The following is a 21,628-nucleotide window of genomic DNA, read 5'->3' as shown; positions in this document are numbered from 1 at the left end:
TACCTTTGCTTGGGGGAGAGGGGAAACCCGACCCACTTTTGGGCCCGGGTTTTTTTCGCTTCCGGAAACCAAAGCGAAGAAACCCGGGCCTCAAAGGGGAGAGACGGTCACTCCCCCGGGTAGACCAGGCCGATCTGCTCGCGGATCGTGTCCAGCGTGGCCATGATCGCCACCGACTCCTCGCGCGGGAGCAGCGGGCTGTCCAGCTCGCCGGCCGCCACCAGGCGCTCGGCCTCGGCCGCCTGGAAGTGCATGCCGCGGCCCGTCACCTCGGCGCGGAACGTCTCGGTCTCGGTGCCCGAGGCGTCGTAGACGTGCACGGTCGACGGGTTGTACCAGGTCGCGTCGATCTCGATGCGGCCCTCGGTGCCCAGGATCGAGGCCCGGTTGGGCCCGCGGGTGTCGGACGCCGAGACGGTCGTCGCGACCCGGGCGCCGTCGTACCCGAAGATCGTGGCGACGGTGGCGTCCGCGCCCGTCTCCTTGAACGTGGCGTGCGACTGCACGGTGAGCGGCTCGCCGAACAGGTCCCAGGCGAACGAGACCGGGTAGATGCCCAGGTCCAGCAGGGAGCCGCCGCCCAGGGCGAGGTCATTGATGCGGTGGGCCGGGTCGTCGGGCAGGTCCTGGGTGTGGTCCACCATCAGGGTCCGCACCTCGCCCAGCGCGCCCGACGCGATGATCTCGCGCACGCGCGCCATGTGCGGCAGGAACCGGGTCCACATGGCCTCCAGGACCACGAGCCCCTTCGACTCCGCCAGGTCCACGATCTCGCGCGCCTCGGCGGCGTTGAGCGTGAACGGCTTCTCGACCAGCACGTGCTTGCCGGCCTCCAGCACGAGCTTCGCGGCCTCGGCGTGGAACGGGTGCGGCGTCGCCACGTAGACGATGTCGACCTCGGGGTCGGCCACGAGGTTCTCGTAGGAGCCGTGCGCCGTCGGGATGCCGAACCGGTCGGCGAACTCGCGGGCCTTCTCCAGGGATCGTGACCCCACCGCCTGCACGGTGAAGCCGTTGTCGTTCAGGTCTGATGTGAAGCTCGCGGCGATCCCGCCGGCCGCCAGGATGCCCCATCGCAGGTGTGTCATGCGTTCGAGCGTAGTGCCCGCAGAACGTGTCAGACGCTCAGGTCACCCGAGGGACCTGAGCGTCTGACACGTCAGTGGTGGGAGGAGGTCAGTTGACCTGGATGGTCATGTGACCGGTCTTGCTGTCCTCCGTGAGCACCTTGATGGTGGTGCCGGTGCCGCCGACCTTGACCGAGTGGCCAGGGTTGTCGGTGTCGTAGTAGGCGAGCGGGTTGGTGTCGTCGAACGTCGAGACGGCCTTCTGCTTGCCCAGCCGCAGCGTGGTCAGCGACGTGGCCGACACCTCACGGTGCAGCGACAGCGCGTCCGTCTTCTGCAGGCCGAACGTGGCGTCGAAGGACTGGATGCGGTTGCGGGCGATGGTGCCGTCCGACCACTTCAGCGCCTTGGCGCGGGCGTCGACCGGCAGGGCCTGGCCGCCACCCTGGTGCTGCGACGTGTTGTTGTCGCCGAACCGGCTGTTCACGTACCAGACCAGCAGGCCGTCCTGGTACGGGTAGTGCTCCACCTTGTTGCTGTTGGTGAAGCCCCAGCCGAAGTTGTACGGGCCCGTCTTCAGCGTGGCGTCGTACCCGCCGTACACGCGGTTCTCGGCCACGTAGTAGTGCTGGTAGGTGACCTCGTAGGCGCCGTCGGCGCCGACCGGCACGAAGCCGTCGACGGTCCAGTCGGTGGTGTCCGTGAAGTCCTCGGTCAGCGCGTCGCCCACGGCGACGTCGTCGACCGCGAAGCCGGCCTCGTTGGTGCCGCCGTCGCTGGAGTAGCGGAACCGGACCTGTGCCGTCTGGCCGGCGTAGTCCGCCAGGTCGGCGGTCAGGTCCACCCAGGCGCCGTCCGAGCTGCCGGTGATGCCGGAGCCCGGGTTGGTGCCGTTCGGGTCCGTGTCCGTCGACAGGTTGTTCGCCAGCGCGGTCCACGTGGAGCCGCCGTCCGTCGAGATCTCGGCGAACGCGTAGTCGAAGTCCACCTCGATGTCGTACTGCACCTTGGCGGTCAGCGAGGCGCCGGCCGGCACGGTGAACGACGGCGACGCGATCGTGTTGTTCAGGTCGTTGCCGGTACCGGAGTAGACGAACTCGCCGTCGAACGGCGCGATGCCGTACTTCTCGCCCAGGTCCTCCCGCGCGACGCCGTCCGGCAGGTTCACGATCGCCGCCTGCGCGCGCGTCGTGGCGTGGAACGACGGGCCGAGCTTGATGCGCTCGGTCTCGCCCGGCTCCACCGTCTCGTAGTCGAGCCAGCCCAGGAAGAGCTTCTCGGTGGCGCCCATGTGGTTCGGCGTGGTGCCGATGGTGCCGTCGCCGTGGCCCATCCACGAGCCGGAGCTCATGAGGTTCCAGTATCCGGTGCCGTTCTCGCCACCCGCGGTGTCGTAGTAGTCCGGCAGGCCGAGGTCGTGGCCGAACTCGTGCGCGAACACGCCGAGGCCGCCGTTCTCCGGCTCCGTGGTGTAGTCGCGGATCCAGAGGTCGGAGTCACCGATCTTGATGCCGCCGAGCTTCGGGAAGTCGGCCGGGCCGTCCGAGCCGAGGCCGCCCTGGTTGACCGCCCAGCGGTGCGACCAGATGGCCTCCTCGGGCGCGCCGGCCTCCTCGCCCTCGCCGGCGTGGATCGCCTGGAAGTGGTCGATGTAGCCGTCGGGCTCGGCGGTGATGCCGTCGCCGTCCATGTCGTAGCGGTCCCAGACGTCGAACGACTTCAGGTACGCGTCGATCTCCTCGGCGGACTTGCCCGCCGCGACCTGCTGGTCGTACCAGGCGTTCGCGCTGTCCTGGACGAACCGCGTCATGTCCGTGCCGGACTCCGTGGTGCCGTAGGAGGCCGTGCTGTAGGGCACGGTCACCCAGTCGGACACATCGCCCTGGAGGTCGAACCGGCCCGACGACATCTCGTCGTAGACGCCGGCGAACGACTCCCCGTCCTGGTCCTCCAGGCCGGTGAAGAACATCTCCTGGTAGTGCTCGCGCGAGAAGTCGGACTCCCAGTAGGTGGAGTTGTCGCTCCGCACGGGCTCCGGGATCTCGTTGTGCGCCGGGCCGGCGGTCGAGTCCGGGTAGCGCTCGTCGGTCTGGTCGCCGAAGTCGACCAGGATGCTGAAGAGCTGCGCGGTCTCCTCGACGCCGTACTCGACGTACTCGCGCGGAGAGATCTCCACGACCTTGGACTTGTGCTTGCCCGACCCGCGCGTCTCGACCTTCGCCTGGCCGGTCGCGACCATGTCGACGGCGATCTGCCGCTTCTCGGTCTGCTTCTCCGCGAGGGCGTCCGGACGGTTGTCCTCCTTGGCGGGTGCTGCCTGCTGCGGCGGCTCCTCGACCGGTGGCGCCGCGGAAGCGGTGATCGGCACGACGGCGGCCGAGAGCAGCAACGCTGCTCCCGCACCGACCGCACAGAGACGTGAGTTCATGTTTCCTCCGTGAAGAGAGCTGCGTCCGGGACGAGGAGGTGGTGCGTACGGGCCCCGGACCTGCTGGACACCTTTGTCCACGGAGGAGGAAACCAGGGAAATATTACGACAATGTTGCCTAGGACACAGTTCTGGTTCAGAACGTATGCCGGGAATGGGCTCGTAGAATCGGTTCGAGGCCGCGTACTTTGGTCGATGTCCGCCGGGCCGGCTCGTCGTCCGGGTGAGCCCACGCCCGTCGACCCGCCGGAGACCACATGACCGCGAACAGCCCTGCCGCCGCAGCGGCCTTTGCCGCACCCCCGGTGGACCAGCGCCGCGCGGCCGTCGCGCTGATCGCGCTCTCGGTGAGCGCCTTCACCTTCGTGACGGCGGAGAACCTCCCGGGCGGCCTGCTCACCCTCATCGCCCCCGACCTGGGCCGCAGCACGTCCGAGGTGGGGCTGCTGGTCACGGCGTACGCCGCCGTCGTCGTGCTCGCGTCGCTGCCCCTGTCGCGCCTGACCCGCCGGTTCCCGCGCCGCTGGGTGCTGGCGGCGACCACCGCGGTGTGCACCGTCGGGACGCTGTGGTCGGCGGTCGCGGCCGACTACGCGGACCTGATGGCCGCGCGCATGGTCACGGCGCTGGGCCAGGCGCTGTTCTGGTCGGTCGTCACGCCGGCCGCCGCGAGCCTGTTCGCCCCCGCCGTCCGCGGCAAGATGATCGCGCGCCTCGCCATCGGCAACTCGCTCGCCCCGCTGCTCGGCGTGCCGCTCGGCACCTGGGTGGGCCAGCAGGCGGGCTGGCGCACCGCGTTCCTCGTCTTCTCCGTGGTGAGCCTGCTGGCGTGCCTCGCGATGGCGATCGCCATGCCGGACGTCGACGCCGAGCAGAGCGGCACCGCCACCGGCACGCACCCCAGCATGCGCCGCTTCGTGGTGCTCATGGTGGTCACGGTGCTGCTCGTGACGGGCGGCTTCATGATGATCACGTTCGTCACCCAGTTCCTGCTGGAGACGGCGGGGTTCCCCGACCGCTACCTGAGCGCGCTGCTGCTGGCCCAGGGCGCCGCGGGCCTGGCGGGGACGCTGCTGATCGGCCAGGTGCTCGACAAGCGGCCGTGGCAGACGGTGCTCGTGGCGCTCGGCGGGCTGACCGGCGCGCTGTTGCTGCTGTGGGCGCTGGGCCACGTCCCGGCCGTCGCCCTGGCGGGCCTGGCCCTGTTCGGCCTCGCGTTCAGCGCGATCCCGCCGGCCCTGTCGTTCCTGTCCATGCAGGTCGCCCCGGGCGCCACCGAGTCGGCGACCGCGATCTCGAGCTCGGTGTTCAACATCGGGATCGGCGGCGGGGCGGCGCTCGGGGCGCTCGTGGTGGCCACGGTGGGCATCGACACGGTGCCCCTGGTCGGGGCGTTCTTCGTGCTCGCCGCGCTCGTGGTCGTCGCGGTCGACGTGCGGGTCGCGGCCCGCCGGACCGCGACGCCGCACGCCGACGTGCCGGGAGTTACTTCGCGACGCCCTTGAGGCTGCCCGTGAACGGCTCCTCGGAGCTGATGATGCACTGCAGGGAGCGGTCGTTCAGCTGGTCCCAGGTGGCCTGGGTCGGGTAGAAGCCGGTGTAGCCGTAGACGGACTCGTCGTAGGAGACGCCCACGAACTTCTCGAACTCGTCGTAGCACCACTCGTCGAACTTCTTCGACATGGCCTCGTCGCCCGGGTACTCGGCGTCGTCCATGATGAGCTCGGCGTAGACCTCACCGGTGTGCTCCTCGGCGCACGGCACCACGGGCACCGACTCGACCTCGAAGTCCTCGCCCTCCGCGGACTCGCCGTAACCGTCGAGGGCCTCCAGGTCGATGCAGTCACCCTTCAGGATCTCGAAGGCGTCCGCGTCGGCGGAGGCGGTGATCTCGCCGCCCGGCTCGTCACGCGGGGCCTCGCCGCTCGACAGGATCCCGTCGAGGACCGAGCAGCCGGAGAGCAGGGTCAGCGAGACGGTCGCTGCGGCCGCGGCGGCCAGCAGCCGGGCGGGACGGCGGGCGGGACGGAGGGTGCGGATCATCAAGTTCTTCCTTTGGGTTCGGCACGACGGCGGACGCCCTCGCCGCGGCCACCTCCGGCCGCCCCGGAAAACTACCGTCTCGAACGTCCGTACTGGTGGCGAGCGCACAACGATTCGATCACGGCCCGTCGAGCGGCCTCCGCCCCGGCCCGCGGCACCGCGCCGGCGGGGCTGTTCACGCGTCGTTCACCCGCGCGAGCGGGCGCCGTCCTACGGTGTCTGACGCGGACCACCCGCGCACGACACCCCGACGAAGGAGCAGTCATGCGAGCCAGCACCCCCTCGCGCCTGACCGGCGCGGCCGCGGCAGCGGCCCTGCTGGCCGGGGCCTTCCTCGCCTCGGCGAGCACGGCCTCGGCGGGCACCACACCGACCGGTCCGACGCCGGACGGCGGCCACGCGGCGACGTCGGCCGGGCACGACCGGAACCACGCCACGCCCCGGACCCTGCGCGCCGCGACCTACAACCTGTCGCTCAACCGCGCGACGGAGGGCGAGCTCGTCGCCGACCTGTCCACGCGTGACGACGTCCAGGCGACGACGGTGGCCGAGGTGATCCAGCACGCGAACCCGGACGTCGTGCTGCTCAACGAGTTCGACTACTCGGGCGACGCCGACCCGTACGCCGCGGCCGACCTGTTCCGCGAGAACTACCTGGAGGTGCCGCAGGGCACGGGCAAGCCGGTGGAGTACCCGTACGCGTTCGTGGCGCCGTCGAACACCGGGATCCCGAGCGGGTTCGACCTGAACAACGACGGGACGGTCGGGGGCGGCGACGACGCGCTCGGGTTTGGCCTGTTCCCGGGGCAGTACGGCATGGTCGTGCTGTCCAAGTACCCGATCCAGCACCGCGACGTCCGCACGTTCCAGGGCTTCAGGTGGCAGGACATGCCGGGCGCGCTCCTGCCGGACGATCCCGCCACCGCCGCCCCGGCCGACTGGTACTCCGCCGAGGAGCTGGCGGTGCTGCCCCTGTCGTCCAAGTCGCACTGGGACGTGCCGGTCCGCGTGGGTCGCGAGACGGTGCACGTGCTGGCCGCGCACCCGACGCCGCCGTCGTTCGACGGGGCCGAGGACCGCAACGGCTTGCGCAACCACGACGAGATCCGCTTCTGGGCGGACTACGTGCGCGGCGGCCGTGCGGCACGCTACGTGTACGACGACGAGGGCCGGCGCGGCGGGCTGCGGCCCGGCTCGTCGTTCGTGATCGTGGGCGACTACAACGCCGACCCGCGCGACGGCGACTCCGCCACGGGTGACGACGGCGTCCCGGCGATCGACCAGCTCCTGCGCCACCCCCGCATCACCGACCCGCGGCCGACGTCGGCGGGCGCCCCGGAGGCCTCCGCGCTCCAGGCGGGCGCGAACCTGACGCACGAGGGCGACCCGGCCCTCGACACGGCCGACTTCGCCGACACGACGCCGGGCAACCTCCGCGTCGACTACGTGCTCCCGTCCCGCGACCTGCGCGTCCGCGGCGCGGGCGTCTTCTGGCCGGCCGCGGCCGACCCGCTGTCCCGGCTCACGGGCGTCTACCCGTTCCCGAGCAGCGACCACCGCCTCACCTGGACCGACGTCAGGCTGCCGAAGTAGAACTGCAGCGAGACAGCACTCTGGCGTACCCCCTGATCAGGGGGTACGCCAGAGTTCTGTCGGCGGAGCGGGTCAGGACGCCTTGTCGACGTCCTCCGCCAGGGTGCCCAGGTAGAGCGAGATGACCTTCGGGTCCGACTGCAGCTCCTTGCCCGTCCCGGTGTACGCGTCCTTGCCCTGGTCCAGCACGTACCCACGGTCGCAGATCTGCAGGCAGCGCCGCGCGTTCTGCTCGACCATGACCACGGACACGCCCGCCTTGTTGATCATCCGGGTGCGCAGGAACGTCTCGTCCTGACGCACCGGCGACAGCCCGGCGGACGGCTCGTCGAGGAGCAGCACCGACGGGTTCATCATCAGCGCGCGGGCCATGGCGACCATCTGGCGCTCACCGCCCGACATGGCGCCCGCCCGCTGCGCGCGCCGCTCCCCGAGGGTGGGGAACAGGTCGGTGATGAACTCGAACCGCTCGGCGAACGCCTTGGGCCGCAGGTACACGCCCATCCGCATGTTCTCCTCGACGGTGAGCGAGGGGAACACGTTGTTGTTCTGCGGCACGAACCCGACACCCTGCGACACGAGGGTGTTCGCCTTCTGGTTGGTGATCTCCTTGCCGCCCAGGGTCACGTTGCCGGAGCGGACGTGGACCAGGCCGAACAGAGCCTTCAGCAGCGTCGACTTGCCGGCGCCGTTGGGGCCGATGATGCCCACGAGCTCACCCTTGGCGACCTCCAGGTTGCACCCGTTCAGGATGTTCACGCCCGGCAGGTACCCGGCCACGATGTCGGTCGCCTTGAGCAGGATCTCCCGCTTCTCGGTCTTGGCCGCGTCGTTCATCGCTTCTCCTCCTCGGCCTCGAGCCGGGCCAGCACTGCGGGGTCGAGCAGCGAGTCGTCCCCGAGGTCGGTGTCGTGGTGCGCACCCAGGTAGGCGTCGACGACGGCCTGGTCCTGCATGACGGACTTGGGCGGCCCCTCGGCGACGATCTTGCCCTCGGCCATGACCACCACCCAGTCGGAGATGTGCCGCACGGCGTGCATGTCGTGCTCGACGAAGAGCACGGTCATGCCGTCGTCGCGCAGGGCCTGGATGTGGTGCAGCAGCGACTGGACCAGCGCCGGGTTCACGCCGGCCATCGGCTCGTCGAGCATGATCATGGTCGGGTCCGTCATCAGGGCCCGCGCCATCTCCAGGAGCTTGCGCTGACCGCCGGACAGCGAGCCCGCGAAGTCGTCCTTCTTGGTGTCGAGCTTGAACCGCGCCAGGATCTCGAGCGCCTTCTCGGTGTTGCGCTTCTCGGTGCCCGCCCACAGCGGCTTCACCAGGGAGCCGAACAGGTTCTCGCCCGGGTTGTCCATCGCGGCCAGCAGCATGTTCTGCAGCACCGTCAGGCGGGAGAGCGCCTTGGTGAGCTGGAACGTGCGGACCATGCCGTTGCGCGCCACCTTGGCGGCGCTGACGCCGCCCAGCGACCTGCCCTCGAAGGACCACGAGCCCTGGTTGGGCTTGTCGAAGCCCGTGAGCAGGTTGAAGAAGGTCGTCTTGCCGGCACCGTTCGGGCCGATGAGGGCCGTGATGACCCCGCGCTGGACCTCCAGGTGGTCGACGTCGACGGCGGTCATGCCGCCGAACCGGCGCTGCACGTCGTCGACGAGCAGGATCGGGTCCGGCTTGCTCACGCCGACCTTCGGCTCGACCGCGGCCAGGACGTGCTCCGCGGCCTTCGCGGCCTCGGTGTCGCTGCGCTCGACGGTGTCGAGCGCCTCGACGGTGCTCGCCGGCACGTCGGTCGCCTCGTCCGCCTCGGGCACGTCGGTCACCTCGGCCACCTTGTTCTCGGTCGTCTCATCGGACATCGAAGGCGAGCTCCTTCTTGTTCCCCAGGATTCCTTGTGGGCGGAAGATGACGAGCAGCATGAGGGTCACGCCGACGAGCAGACCACCGATCTGCTCCACCATCGTGGCCGTCACCACGCCTTCCAGACCCTCGCGCATACCCGCGCGGAGCAACATGTAGACCGCATAAAAGAGCATGGACCCCAGGACGGGACCGAACAAGGTGGCGGCGCCACCGAGCAGCAGGACCGTCCACGCGAAGAACGTCAGCGAACGTCCCATGGCGTCGGGCGCGACCGACCTGGGCAGCACGTACAGCATGCCGGCGAGCGAACCACACATGCCGCCGAGCACCAGCGCCTGCATCTTGTAGGAGAAGACGTTCTTGCCCAGTGCGCGGACGGCGTCCTCGTCCTCACGGATGCCCTTGAGCACACGGCCCCACGGGCTGCGCGTGAGGAGCCAGACGAAGAGGACGGCGATGAGCACCACGGCCCACGCGAACAGACGCGTCCACCACGAGTCGGAGCCCGTGAACACGTACTCGAGCGGACCGAACGCGCCACGCTCGGGCGCCGCCGGCAGGAACGACAGCTCCTGGAACGTCGCCTTGAACGAGCCACCCGTGAGCCCCGCCGCGCCGCCGGTCCATTCCTGGAAGACGGTGGCACGGCCGAGCATTCGGATGATCTCCGCGGCCGAGATGGTCACGATCGCGAGGTAGTCGCCACGCAGCTGGAGCGTGGGTGCGCCGAGGATGAGCGCGAACAGCGCGCCCGCCGCGAGCGAGATGAGCAGGGCCAGCCAGAACGGCGCGCCCGAGATCGTGGCGATGCCGAAGCCGTAGGCGCCCAGCAGCATGAAGCCTGCCTGCCCCATGTTGAGGAGGCCGGTGAACCCGAAGTGCAGGTTGAGGCCGATGGCGGCCAGCGCGATGGCGGCCGTCGTCGGAGCGATGAGCTCGGCGAGCGCCTGGGTGAGGATGCGGCTCAGTTCCATGATGGTTCTCCTTTCAGCCGATCCGCTCGGCGCGGCCGAGCAGGCCCTGCGGCCTGAACAGCAGCACGAGGATGAGGATCACGAGTGCCGAGGCGTAGCGCAGGTCGCTCGGCATTCCGGGGATGAGGGTGGACATCTCGACGACGAGGCCGATCACGAGGGAGCCGAGCAGGGCGCCGTAGGCCGTGCCCAGGCCACCGAGGGTGACGGCGGCGAACATCAGGAGCAGCAGCAGCATGCCGAGCGACCAGTTGAACGAGCCGAACGAGACGGCCAGCAGCATGCCTGCCAGGCCGGCGAAGCCGGTGGACATGGTCCACACGACGCGGATGATGCGGTCCGGGTTGATGCCGGTGGCCGCCGCGAGCGCCGTGTTGTCCGAGACGGCGCGGGTGGCGCGGCCGGTCCGGGTGCGGGTGAGGAACCAGCCGATGAAGAAGATCACGACGACCGCGACGAGCATCGAGATCCACGAGGCGGTGCTGAGCGTGATGCCCGCGATCTCCAGGGGCTTCGGGTTCTGCGGCAGGACGCGGTGCGACCGGCCGCCGATGACCATCTGGATGGCGTACTGCAGCGCCAGCGACAGGCCGATGGTCACGATCATCATCTGCGTGACCGGTGTGCCGCGCCGTCGCAACGGCGCCCAGATCGCGGCGTCCTGCAGCCAGCCGGTGGCGGCGCAGGCGACGATCACCAGGATCACCGTGAGCCAGATCGGCAGGTGCAGCCAGTTGATGCCGATGAAGCCGAACATGGCGCCCAGCGTCACCTGCTCGCCGTGCGAGAAGCTCGACAGGCCGGTCGTGCCGTAGATGAGGCTGATGCCCACCGAGGCCAGGGCGAGCAGCAGGCCGAACCGGATGCCGGAGCCGAACTGCTGCCAGATCTGCTGGAGGGACGGGCCGCCGCCACCGGTGGCGGCGGTGCCCGCTCCGCCGAGGCCCTCGTCCCCGGCGGCCGGGGCGGACGCCGCGTCCGTGGGCTGGCCCTCGCTCGGGGCGGTGGTGGCGCCCCCGCTGGGTTCGGCGCTCTCGGGGGGCGTGGTGCCCAACCGGAACGCCGCGCGCGCGGAGCTACCGGTCTGTGCCGTGACCTGCAGCTCGGTGGCGTCCGGGAAGAGTCCGTCCGGGACGGTCTCCTCGTCGAGGGTCAGCGTGTAGGTACCGACCTGCGGCACCTCCACGGACGCCGGCCCCTCCTGGGTGCTGGTCACATCTGTCTCGAACCCCGCGCCGGAGATGGTCACGCCCACGTCGGGGACGGGGTTGTTCTCCGCGTCCAGGACGATCGCCACGACGCAGGCGGTCGTGTCGTCGGGTGTGCAGTCGGCGGGCGCGGCGGCAGCCATCGCAGGTGCCGCGGCGATCACGGCCGGGATGGCCGCGGCCGCGAGCGTGGCCAGCAGCCTGCGCGCGGCCGTCGCGAGGTTCGGTCGGTCGGCTGTCATCTGCCGGGTCCTCCGTCGGTTCTGGTGTGTGGTGCTCCGAGGTCTCGGTGCCTACGACACCAGCATGATTCAGTCCTGCTTAACCAGGCCTGCATCAAACTGATGCCATCGGCGTGCGGCGAGTGTAGCCGTGCCATGTGTCACTCGTTACACCCGTGGGTCACACCCTGGTCACGGAGCGACCTGGTCGAGGGCAGGAGGAGGGCGCGGAACGCCCCCTCGCCAGGGCGTCGTCACGGTTAGGCTGACGCGGTGTCCGACGACGCCCTGACTCCCCCAGCGGCCGCCCCCGCGGCCGATCGACCGACCGGTTCCGTGCGGGTCCTTCCACCCACCGAACCACCCTTCACCGTGCGCCGCCCCCGGGAGCGCACCTTCCACGGCGACACCTTCACCGACGACTACGAGTGGCTCCGCGACAAGGAGGATCCCGAGGTCGTCGCGCACCTGGAGGCGCAGAACGCCTGGACGCTCGACCGTCAGGAGCACCTGGCGCCGCTGCGGCAGACCCTGTTCGACGAGATCAAGGGCCGCACCCTCGAGACCGACCTCTCGGTCCCCGCGCGCGACGGCGACTGGTGGTACTACGCCCGCACGGTCGAGGGCCAGCAGTACCCGATCCACGCGCGGTACCCCGTCGCCGGCCCGGACGACTGGACGCCCCGCGTGCTCGAGCCCGGGCAGCCCGTGCCGGGCGAGCAGGTCATGCTGGACCAGAACGCCGAGGCCGAGGGGCACGAGTTCTTCGCCCTGGGCTCGCTCGACGTCTCCGACGACGGCACCCGCCTGCTGTACGCGACCGACACCGCGGGCGACGAGCGCTACACGCTGCGCGTCCGCGACCTGGCCACGGGCGAGGACCTCCGCGACGAGGTGCGCGACACGGCGCCCGGCGCCATGTTCACCCCCGACGGCGAGCACGTCTTCTACCTGACCGTGGACGACGCCTGGCGGCCCTGGCGCGTCTGGCGGCACCAGCTGGGTGCTCCCGGCTCCGACGACGTGCTGGTCTTCGAGGAGCCCGACGAGCGGTACTGGGTGGGCGTGGGCCTGTCCCGGTCCAAGAAGTACCTGCAGATCGAGCTCGGCTCCAAGGTGACGAGCGAGTCGTGGCTGCTGGAGGCCGACGACCCGACGGGCGAGTTCCGCGTCGTCTGGCCGCGCCGCGAGGGCGTCGAGTACTCGGTGGAGCACGCCGTGCTGCCGGGCTCGGCCGGCGAGCCCGAGGACACGCTGCTGATCCTGCACAACAAGGACGCGCTGAACTTCGAGCTGGTCGCATCGCCCGTCCCGGCACGCGGCGGGACGGTCGCCCCGGAGGCGGCCACCGTCGTCGTGCCGCACGACCCGGAGGTGCGGCTGGAGGGCGTGAGCGCCAGCGAGCGCTATGCGGTGCTCTACTACCGCCGCGGGGCGATCTCCCGCTCGGCCGTGCTCCAGCTCCCCGCGAGCGGCCCGGTGACCTGGGACTTCCAGGAGATCTCGTTCGGCCAGCCGCTGGAGTCCGTCGGCGCAGGCGTGGGCGTGTGGGAGCAGCCCAACCTCAAGGTGGGCTACACGTCGTTCGTCACGCCGTCGTCGCTCTACCTGTACGACGTCGCCTCCGGCGAGCGCACCCTGCTCAAGCAGCAGCCCGTGCTCGGCGGCTACGACGCCGGCGACTACGACCAGCGCCGGGAGTGGGCCGTGGCCGAGGACGGCACGCGCGTTCCGATCTCGCTCGTCTGGCGCAAGGACAAGGTGCGGTTCGGCGGGGCGGCCGGCGCGGACGACCCTGCCCCCGCCGAGCCCGCTCCCCTGCTCCTGTACGGGTACGGCGCGTACGAGTACTCGATCGACCCGTACTTCTCGATCGCCCGCCTGAGCCTGCTCGACCGCGGCGTCGTCTTCGCCGTCGCGCACGTCCGGGGCGGCGGCGAGATGGGCCGCTCCTGGTACGACGACGGCAAGCTGGCCGCGAAGCGCAACACGTTCACCGACTTCGTGGCCTGCGGCCGCCACCTCGTCGCCACCGGCTGGACGGCGTCCGACCGCATGGTGGCCGACGGCGGCAGCGCCGGCGGGCTGCTCGTCGGCGCGGCCACCAACCTGGCGCCCGAGCTGTTCACCGGGGTGCTGGCCGGGGTGCCGTTCGTCGACGCGCTGACGTCGATGCTCGACCCGACGCTGCCGCTGACCGTCACCGAGCGCGACGAGTGGGGCGACCCGCTGAACGACCCGGAGGTGTACGCGTACATGCGCTCGTACACGCCGTACGAGAACGTGGCCGACGACGCCTCCCACTACCCGCGCGTGCTCGCCACCACGAGCTTCAACGACACCCGCGTGCTGTACGTGGAACCGGCCAAGTGGGTGGCCCGGCTGCAGGCCGCCGGGGCGCCGGCGATGCTCAAGATCGAGATGTCGGCCGGGCACGGCGGCGTCTCGGGGCGCTACTCCGCCTGGGAGCAGGTCGCGTTCGAGCACGCCTGGACGCTGGACGTGCTGGGCCTGGCCGGCCTCTGAGAACTCAGAGGCCGGCCTTGGCCGCGTGAGACCTCAGAGGCCGGCCTTGGCCGCGACCACCCGGGCCGCGGCCGCGTCGATCTTGGCGGCGAAGGCCGGGTCGGCCTTCGCCGCCTGGACCAGCGCGTCCACCATCGCCGGGGCCACGGACGGCTTCGCGGACGCGAGCACCACGTCCACCCCGGCGTCGACGGCGCGGACGGCCCGCTGGCCGACGGGCACGCTCTGGACCTGCACCGCCCCGGAGAGGTCGTCGGTGATGATCACGCCGTCGAACCCGTGCGCGCGGACCAGGCCCACCACGGTGGGGCTGAACACGGCGGGCGCGTCCGGGTCGATCCGGGCGTAGATCGCGGACGACATCATGACCAGGCCGGAGCCGTCCTTGATGCCGGCGTCGAACACCGCCACCGACGGGTCGTCGGGCCCGGTCACGGTGTCGGTCACGCCGGCGGTCGTGTCCGTGTTGCCGGTGACCCGGCCCAGCCCCGGGAAGTGCTTGATCGACGTCTGCACGCCCGCGTCCCGCTGGCCCTCGGCGAACGCGTTGCCGTGCGCGATCACGGATTCCGGCGTGTACCCGTAGTTGCGGCCGAAGACGCCGATCGGCGCGTTCGACGCCGCGTTCTGCTGCGGCACGAGGTCCATCACCGGCGCGAGGTTGAGGTTCACGCCCGCGGCGGCCAGCTCCTGGCCCCAGGTCACGGACCGGGCGCGCAGGTCGGGTGCGGAGAGCGTGGCCTGGTCGAGGGCGCTGGGCATGTCGCTGAAGCCCTGTCCGCGCAGCACCTGCACCTCGCCGCCCTCCTGGTCGGTCGCGACGAAGAGGGGCACCGGGGAGGTGGACGCCGCGACGGCGGCGTCCACCAGGTTCTTCACCGGCTGCCGGCCGGCGTGGGTCCGACCGTGCAGGAAGACGCCGCCGATCTTCCGGCTCGCGAGCATGTCGAACGTGGGCTGGAACGGGCCCTTGACGGGCAGGCCGACCATCACGACCTGGCCCACCTTCTGCTCCAGGCTCCAGCCGGCCACGAGCGACAGGTCGGGCTCGCCGGGCGTCGGCTCCGTGATGGGCGGTGTGGACGGCGTCGCGCTGGGCGTCGGCGAAGCCGCGCCGTCCGACGGCGACGGGCCGCCGGACGGCGAGCCGCTCGGCGACGGGCTGCCCTGCGACGGGCTCGGCCGCGCGCTCGACTGGGAGGGTCCGGGCAGGGAGGTCGGTCCGGGTTCGCCGGCCGGCGCAGAGCAACCCGCGGCCAGCGCGGCGACCGTGAGCACGGTCGCGGCGAGCAGGCCGACGGGGCGAAAACGGGTCATGACGATCAGTGTCACCCCATCGTGGTCCAGACGTGCAATCGGCTCACCAGCATGATCAGAGCGCCGCGCCGACCACCCGAACGAAGGCGTCGACGTCCGCCCCCGTGGTGTCCCACGCGCACATCCAGCGCACCTCGACACGGTCGGCGGTCTCCCCCGGCGCCCAGTCGTAGAAGCGGGCGTGCTCGCGCACCCGGTCCGCTGCCGCGCGGGGCAGCGTCGCGAAGACGACGTTCGCCTCGGTCGGGTACCGCAGGACGATCCCGGCCCCCGGCTCCAGCAGCCCCGCCGTCTCGACACCCGCGCGCAGGCGCGCGGCCATGGCGTTCGAGTGCGCCGCGTTGCGGAGCCACAACGGCCCGCCCCTGGGGGTGTCGGACGACGTCGCGGCGGACGCGGGCGTGCCGGACGTCGGCGTACCCGGCTCGCCGAGCAGTGCCAGGAGCTGGGCCGACACGAACCGGGTCTTGGACGCGAGCTGCATCGTCGCCTTGCGCAGGTACGGCACCGCCTCGGACAGCGCCGCCGCCCCCGCCGGACCGGCCGCGCCGTCGCCGTCGGGCAGGACCACCACGGCCTCGCCGAGCATGCCGCCGTTCTTCGCCGCACCGAGCGACACGATGTCCACGCCCACGTCGGTGGTGATCTCCCGCAGCCCGACGCCGAGGGCCGCCGCCGCGTTCGCGAGGCGGGAGCCGTCGACGTGCACGCGCAGGCCGGCCGCGTGGGCGGTGTCCGCGAGCAGCTTGAGGTCGGCCACGGAGTAGGCCGTGCCGAGCTCCGTCACCTGGGTGAGGCTCAGCACCGCGGGCTGCGCGCGGTGCACGTCGCCGAGGTCGCCGGCGTAACGGTCGACGGCGTCGGGGCCGATGCGGCCGTCCCTGCTCGGCACGGCGAGGATCTTGAGGCCGCCCACCCGCTCGGGCGCCCCGTTCTCGTCGGTGTGGACGTGCGCGACGTCGCTGGTGATAACCGCACCCCAGCGCGGGGCGGCGGCCATGAGGCTGATGACGTTCGCGCCCGTGCCGTTCAGGACGGGGAAGATGTGGGCCCGCTCGCCGAACACCTCCTCGGCGCGGTGCTGCAGACGGGCGGACACGGGGTCGTCGCCGTACGCGACGGCCGCGCCGTCGTTCGCCGCGGCGACCGCGGCCATGACCTCGGGGTGGACGGGAGCGTAGTTGTCGGAGGCGAAGTGCTGCACCCGCCCATTCTCCCGCCCGGGCGCCGTAGAGAACGCAGGCCCTACACCCGGGCAGGGCGAAGGCCCGGCCACCTGAAAAGGTGACCGGGCCTCCGGGGTACAACCGGGCGAACTCAGGAGCCCGCCATGCCGGCTGTCAGAGATCAGATCGGGCGGATGTTCTCCGCCTGGAGGCCCTTCGGGCCCTGCTTCACGTCGAACTCGACGCGCTGGTTCTCCTCGAGCGAGCGGTAGCCGCTCGACTGGATCGCGCTGAAGTGGGCGAACACGTCCTGCCCACCGTCCTCGGGTGCGATGAACCCGAAGCCCTTCTCGGCGTTGAACCACTTGACGGTTCCGAATGCCATGTACTGCTCCTTGCAAGATGCGACGACCCCGGCCTTCGGGATCGCTGTAATCACGGTGTCGTCGTCATCTCTTGGAAGAACGATCGAGGCACTGCAACACGGCAAGCGTACCTGCCCGTGCCCAGGAAAGCCCGATCAATCTCCGTGAGGTGCGTCAGGCGGGCGACTGGATGAACTTTCCTTGGGTCTAGGGTGATGTGGGTCACGTCCTCGTAACAATCTCGGTCGGGGTGGGGGATTCGTGACACAGGCGTCACACAAGGTGACTACTTTCAGCGACCACGACGGAGCAAAGTGCGCCGTCAGATCCACTCCCGCTTGAAGGGGAACAGCAGACATGATTCGACGTTCCACGGCTGCGCGCGGGCTCGCGCTAGCGGCAGTCCTCAGCGTGGGCTTGGCAGCCTGCTCCACCTCGGGTTCTGGCGATGGAGAGGGCGGTGGCTCGGCCGAGCCGCTCGTCGTCGGCACCATCCTCCCGATCACCGGCTCTCTTGCCTACCTCGGCCCGCCCGAGGTCGCGGGCGTCGGACTTGCGATCGACGACATCAACGCGGCCGGGGGTGTCCTCGGCGAGGACGTGACCCTCGAGTCCGGTGACTCCGGCGACTCGACCGACATGAGCGTGTCGACGAACACGGCCACCGACCTCATCGGCAAGGACGTCCAGGTTGCCATCGGCGCCGCGTCCTCGTCCGTCTCGCAGAACGTGGTGGACCAGTTCACCGAGGCCGGGGTTCTCCAGATCTCGCCCGCGAACACCGCCACGGAGCTCTCCGGCGTGAGCGACCTCTTCACCCGCACCGCGCCGCCGGACACCGTCCAGGGCGCCGCGCTCGGCTCGCTCGTGCTCGACGGCAACCACCAGAAGGTCGCCTTCCTCGTGCAGAACGAGACCTACGGCACCGGTCTGCGCGACAACGTGCAGAAGTCCATCGAGGCCGGCGGTGCCGAGGCCGTCTACGGCGCCACGGGCTCCGGCGAGGAGTTCGCCCCGGGCGAGACCAACTTCTCGTCGATCGTCACCGACGCCCTGGCCGCCAAGCCGGACGCCATCGTCATCCTCGCGTTCGAGGAGACCAAGGCCGCCATCGCCGAGCTCGTCTCGCAGGGCTGGGACTTCGACGGCACCACGTACCTCTGCGACGGCAACACCGCCGACTACTCCAAGGACTTCGACCCGGGGACGCTCAAGGGCGTCGTCGGCACCATCCCCGGCGCCGACCCCGCGCAGGAGTTCAAGGACGCCGCGAGCGGCTGGTACGAGGAGAACGAGGGCGAGCCGCTGACCGACTACGCCTACGCCGCTGAGTCTTACGACGCAGTGATCCTCGCCGCGCTCGCCGCGGTGAAGGCCGAGTCGACCACCGGTACCGACATCGCCGCCCAGATCCGTTCCGTGTCCGGTGCGGACGGCGGCACCGAGGTGTCCACCTTCGAGGAGGGCGTCGCCGCGCTCGAGGCCGGCGACGACATCCACTACACGGGTGTCTCGGGCATCGGCCCGATCAACGAGGACAACGACCCGTCGTCCGCGTTCATCGGTGTCTACAACTACGCCGACGACAACACGATCACGTTCGACCGTGCGATCGAGGGCTCGGTCGAGGGCTGACGCTCCCGGCTGACACAGCACGAAGGCCCGGTCACCTCGGTGGCCGGGCCTTCGTCATGTCCCGTTCGTGTCGCGGAGGGACGATGGCCGGGAACCCCGGACCGCGGCACGCCGTTGACCGGGGTGGACCGTCCGGACCGAACCTCACGAAGGACTGAGATCAATGGGCTTCCTCGACCGACTGCTCGGCCGCGAGCCGCGCGAGCAGACACCCGGCATGTACCAGGGCGGCGGCACGCCGCGGCCGCAGTACCAGCAGGCCCCGGGTCAGACCCCGGCCTACGGCACGGCCCCCGTCTACGGGTCCGCCGCGAGCACGGGACGCAGCGAGGACGACGTGGCGATCGAGCGCTACCGCTACCTGCTGCGCACCGCTCCGCCGGACCGGGTCGAGGAGGCGCACGCCGAGGCGTTCGCGCAGCTCACGCCGGAGCAGCGCAACCAGGTGCTGGCCCAGCTCAGCGAGACCGTGCCGCCCAACGAGCGCGCGACGTCGGACGACCCGCGCGACCTGGCCCGCATGGCCACCCGCGCCGAGATGCGCAACCCCGGCACCCTCGAGCGGAACTTCGGCGCGAGCCGCGGCCCGGGCTTCGGCTCGATGCTCGGCGCGAGCATGCTCGGCACCATCGGCGGCATGGTCATCGGCTCGGCCGTGGCGGACATGATGTTCGGCAGCTCCTTCGGCGACCCGGCGCAGGACTTCGCCGGCGAGGAGGGCGGCGGCGAGGCCGGCGGTGAGGAGGCCGGCGGCGAGTCCGTCGAGGCGGCCGGTGCCGAGGGCGGCGACGCGGGCGGCGATGCCGGGGCGGACGCCGGTGGCGACGGCGGCGGCGGGTTCTTCGGCGACATGTTCGGCGGCGGGGACGGCGGCGGCGGCGACTTCGGAGGCGACTTCGGCGGCGGCGAGTTCTGACCCGTCCCGCCCGGGCTGGGCGGCTCAGGCGCCGATGAGGCGCAGGAAGCCGCCCAGCTCCATCAGGTGGCGCACGCCGTCGGCCTCCAGGTCACCGGGCAGGTAGTCGGTGAGGCGGGGCGACGAGATGACGACGGCCCGCCACTGCGCGCGCGACACCCCCACGTTGATGCGGTTGCGCGCGAGCAGGAAGCCCATCCCCCGGGAGACGTTCTCGGGGGCCGAGGCGGCGAGCGTCAGGATCGCGACCGGCGCCTCCCGGCCCTGGAACATGTCGACGGTCCCGACGGGCACCCCGCCGAGGCCCGCGGCACCCAGGGCCTGGCGCACCGCGTGCACCTGCGCGTTGTACGCCGCGACCACCACGACGTCGTCGGTGCCCAAGGGCCGGGCCGGGCGCCCGGCCCCCGGGTCCCACGTGCGGCCGACGACGCCCTGCACCTGGCGCACCACCTCGTCGGCCTCCTCCCGGGACGACGTCGAGCGCCCCTCGTGGGCCACCGGGACGTGCACGACGCCGGGGGCCACGCCGTCGAGCGAGCGTTCCGTCGTGACGGGGTGCGCCGAGAGCCGGCCGGCGTAGGAGAGCTGGGACACGGCCGCGCAGACCTCGGGGTGCATGCGCCACGACTCGGGCAGCAGATAGCCGAGGCCGTCGGGCAGCACGGAGCTGCCCGCCGCGAGCCAGGCGAGGGCCGACTCGTCGACCGGCTCGGGGTGCCGACCCTGGCTCACCTGCGGAAGCTGCTGCGGATCGCCGAGCAGCAGCAGGCGCTGGGCGGCCCGGCCGACGGCGACGGTGTCGGCGAGCGAGAACTGCCCGGCCTCGTCGATCACGAGCAGGTCCAGCCCCTCGTCGGGCCAGCGCTCGTGCGCGAAGTCCCAGGCGGTCCCGCCCACCACGCAGCCGCCGGGGCTGCCGGCGGCGAACTCCGCGAGCTGGCTGCCCGTCAGCTCCTGCCACGAGCCGGCGGGCTCCCGCTCGACGCCCTTCGCCCGCTGCTTCTTGGCGACCCCGTCGACGGGTACCCCCGCCTTGTCGACGAGGCAGCTCAGCAGGTTCTCGACGGCCGAGTGCGACTGCGCGACCACACCCACCCGCCAGCCGGCGTCGACGAGCCGGGCGACCACGTGGGAGCCGACGTGCGTCTTGCCGGTCCCGGGCGGTCCCTGCACCGCGAGGTAGGAGTGGTCGAGCCGCTCGACGGCGGCGAGCACGGCGGCCTCGAGGCGGTGTCCGCCGGCGTCTCCCCCGCCGGCCGCGCCCGTGAGCTCCGGCAGGTCCCCGCCGCGCTGTCCCGTGGCGGGATCGACGAGCCGGGGCGGACGGCGGCACAACAGGTCGACTGCGGCGCCGTCGGGCAGGGTGCGGTCCGCGTCCCACGTGGCGAGCGCCGCGCGGGCGGCGTCCTCGGTCGCCCGCTCCTGCGCGTCGTGCGCCGGCCCGCGCTGCGGGGCCAGCGCGACGGGCGCCTGGTCGTGCGGGTCCGCTCCCCCGGAGAGCCGCTCGCGCAGGACCACGACGTCACGGCCCCGGGGCGCGTCGTCGCTCCCGGGCTCCTCGCGGAGCTCCAGGATCACGCCGCCGGAGTGCTCGCCGCGGACGGCCCGCGCCTCCAGCTCGCCGACGACCGGAGGCACCGGCTGGTCGTAGAGGACGTGCACCGGGTCGCCGACGCCCAGGTCGGACCCGTCGATGCGGGACCCGTCGAGCATGCGGCCCACGAGCTCGACCTCGCGCGACGGAAGCCGGTCCCGCCCCACGACGCTCCAGTCCCGCAGCACGCGCGAACGTTCCACGTGGAACGTCGATCGCCGGCCGGGCCACTCGTCCAGCGGCAGCTCGAGCCGCGCGAAGTGCTCCTGCCAGAACGGCTTCTCCTCGCGCTGGTAGTACCCGACGGCCGCGCCCAGCAGCGCGAGCGCCTGCACCTCCAGCGACCGCTCCCCCCGGTTCTCCCCGACCCGCTCCGCGATCTCCCCGGCCAGCGCCAGCCGCCGCTCCCGCCCCTCCCGCCGAGCAAACCCCCGCCCACCAGCCCCTTCCCCGTTCCCCCCGTCAGCACCACCAACACCGGCGCCCTCGCCACCGGCGTCCGCCCCGGACCGGAGCCCCCCACGCTCAACAGCACTCCCCCCGCTCCCCCCGTACCCCCCACCCCGGGACTCGGGCACCCCGCCCCCACCACCGGCCGAGCCCCCACCCCCCTCGGAAGGCGACCCGACAGCGAAGGCCGTGGGAAGCGGGGGGCCGAGGAAGGGAACACACCGCCCCACCAACAAAAACCACCCACAAAACCGACCGCGC

General features: G+C 71.5%; 16 protein-coding genes. 5 read left to right on the top strand and 11 right to left on the bottom strand.

Features of this window, described 5'->3' with window-relative positions; translation table 11 throughout:
• Positions 1-107: 107 nt before the first annotated feature.
• Positions 108-1,088, bottom strand: coding sequence for a Gfo/Idh/MocA family protein (locus tag ACFV9Q_RS13755; RefSeq protein WP_377232569.1), 981 nt, complete (start codon positions 1,086-1,088; stop codon positions 108-110).
• Between the two features lie 88 nt (positions 1,089-1,176).
• The gene (locus tag ACFV9Q_RS13750; protein ID WP_377234861.1) at positions 1,177-3,495 is read right to left on the bottom strand and encodes an immune inhibitor A domain-containing protein; all 2,319 of its coding nucleotides are present in this window, start codon (positions 3,493-3,495) and stop codon (positions 1,177-1,179) included.
• A gap of 257 nt (positions 3,496-3,752) precedes the next feature.
• On the opposite strand from ACFV9Q_RS13750, the gene ACFV9Q_RS13745 reads away from it, so the two are divergent.
• Complete coding sequence (locus ACFV9Q_RS13745) at positions 3,753-5,000, top strand: MFS transporter (RefSeq protein ID WP_377234860.1); 1,248 nt, start codon at positions 3,753-3,755, stop codon at positions 4,998-5,000.
• Here ACFV9Q_RS13745 and ACFV9Q_RS13740 read toward each other — a convergent pair.
• Positions 4,981-5,538: a septum formation family protein gene (locus ACFV9Q_RS13740; protein WP_377230979.1), complete on the bottom strand. Its 558-nt coding sequence runs from the start codon at positions 5,536-5,538 to the stop codon at positions 4,981-4,983. The two genes, ACFV9Q_RS13745 and ACFV9Q_RS13740, sit on opposite strands and share 20 nt — an antisense overlap.
• A 264-nt stretch (positions 5,539-5,802) precedes the next feature.
• Here ACFV9Q_RS13740 and ACFV9Q_RS13735 point away from each other — a divergent pair, with 264 nt between their 5' ends.
• The gene (locus ACFV9Q_RS13735) at positions 5,803-7,131 is read left to right on the top strand and encodes an endonuclease/exonuclease/phosphatase family protein (protein ID WP_377234859.1); all 1,329 of its coding nucleotides are present in this window, start codon (positions 5,803-5,805) and stop codon (positions 7,129-7,131) included.
• A 72-nt stretch (positions 7,132-7,203) separates the two neighbouring features.
• Here ACFV9Q_RS13735 and ACFV9Q_RS13730 read toward each other — a convergent pair whose 3' ends face one another.
• From ACFV9Q_RS13730 to ACFV9Q_RS13715, 4 genes are read right to left on the bottom strand one after another with little or no spacing between them, the layout of a single operon-like run.
• Positions 7,204-7,968, bottom strand: coding sequence for an ABC transporter ATP-binding protein (locus tag ACFV9Q_RS13730; protein ID WP_377230981.1), 765 nt, complete (start codon positions 7,966-7,968; stop codon positions 7,204-7,206).
• A complete protein-coding gene (locus tag ACFV9Q_RS13725) occupies positions 7,965-8,987 on the bottom strand; it encodes an ABC transporter ATP-binding protein (protein ID WP_377234858.1) in 1,023 nt (340 codons plus the stop codon). The genes ACFV9Q_RS13730 and ACFV9Q_RS13725 overlap by 4 nt, the downstream gene beginning before the upstream one ends.
• Positions 8,977-9,966 (bottom strand): branched-chain amino acid ABC transporter permease, encoded by a 990-nt coding sequence (locus ACFV9Q_RS13720; protein ID WP_377230983.1) that lies wholly within the window; start codon positions 9,964-9,966, stop codon positions 8,977-8,979. The genes ACFV9Q_RS13725 and ACFV9Q_RS13720 overlap by 11 nt, the downstream gene beginning before the upstream one ends.
• Positions 9,967-9,979: 13 nt before the next feature.
• Positions 9,980-11,416 (bottom strand): branched-chain amino acid ABC transporter permease, encoded by a 1,437-nt coding sequence (locus tag ACFV9Q_RS13715; protein ID WP_377234857.1) that lies wholly within the window; start codon positions 11,414-11,416, stop codon positions 9,980-9,982.
• A 315-nt stretch (positions 11,417-11,731) separates the two neighbouring features.
• On the opposite strand from ACFV9Q_RS13715, the gene ACFV9Q_RS13710 reads away from it, so the two are divergent.
• Positions 11,732-13,921 (top strand): S9 family peptidase, encoded by a 2,190-nt coding sequence (locus tag ACFV9Q_RS13710; protein WP_377234956.1) that lies wholly within the window; start codon positions 11,732-11,734, stop codon positions 13,919-13,921.
• A gap of 33 nt (positions 13,922-13,954) precedes the next feature.
• On the opposite strand, the gene ACFV9Q_RS13705 is transcribed toward ACFV9Q_RS13710, so the two are convergent.
• From ACFV9Q_RS13705 to ACFV9Q_RS13695, 3 genes are all read right to left on the bottom strand, one after another.
• Positions 13,955-15,238, bottom strand: coding sequence for a glycoside hydrolase family 3 N-terminal domain-containing protein (locus ACFV9Q_RS13705; protein ID WP_377234856.1), 1,284 nt, complete (start codon positions 15,236-15,238; stop codon positions 13,955-13,957).
• A gap of 55 nt (positions 15,239-15,293) precedes the next feature.
• The gene (locus ACFV9Q_RS13700; protein ID WP_377234855.1) at positions 15,294-16,442 is read right to left on the bottom strand and encodes a threonine aldolase family protein; all 1,149 of its coding nucleotides are present in this window, start codon (positions 16,440-16,442) and stop codon (positions 15,294-15,296) included.
• Positions 16,443-16,585: 143 nt separating this feature from the next.
• Entirely contained in the window at positions 16,586-16,789 is a 204-nt protein-coding gene (locus ACFV9Q_RS13695; protein ID WP_036971009.1) for a cold-shock protein, read from the bottom strand.
• Between the two features lie 337 nt (positions 16,790-17,126).
• Between ACFV9Q_RS13695 and ACFV9Q_RS13690 the strand changes: the two genes are divergently transcribed.
• Both ACFV9Q_RS13690 and ACFV9Q_RS13685 read left to right on the top strand, forming a co-directional pair.
• A complete protein-coding gene (locus ACFV9Q_RS13690; RefSeq protein WP_377234854.1) occupies positions 17,127-18,404 on the top strand; it encodes an ABC transporter substrate-binding protein in 1,278 nt (425 codons plus the stop codon).
• Positions 18,405-18,567: 163 nt separating this feature from the next.
• Positions 18,568-19,320, top strand: a complete 753-nt coding sequence (locus ACFV9Q_RS13685; RefSeq protein ID WP_377234853.1) for a hypothetical protein — start codon at positions 18,568-18,570, stop codon at positions 19,318-19,320.
• Between the two features lie 24 nt (positions 19,321-19,344).
• On the opposite strand, the gene ACFV9Q_RS13680 is transcribed toward ACFV9Q_RS13685, so the two are convergent.
• Positions 19,345-21,252 carry a DEAD/DEAH box helicase gene (locus ACFV9Q_RS13680; RefSeq protein WP_377234852.1) on the bottom strand — a complete coding sequence of 636 codons (1,908 nt, stop codon included), beginning with the start codon at positions 21,250-21,252 and terminating at the stop codon, positions 19,345-19,347.
• Between the last annotated feature and the right edge of the window lie 376 nt (positions 21,253-21,628).

This window comes from Promicromonospora sp. NPDC059942 (genome assembly GCF_042731755.1).
Classification (GTDB): domain Bacteria; phylum Actinomycetota; class Actinomycetes; order Actinomycetales; family Cellulomonadaceae; genus Promicromonospora.
This window is presented reverse-complemented; position numbering and strand designations above follow the sequence as displayed.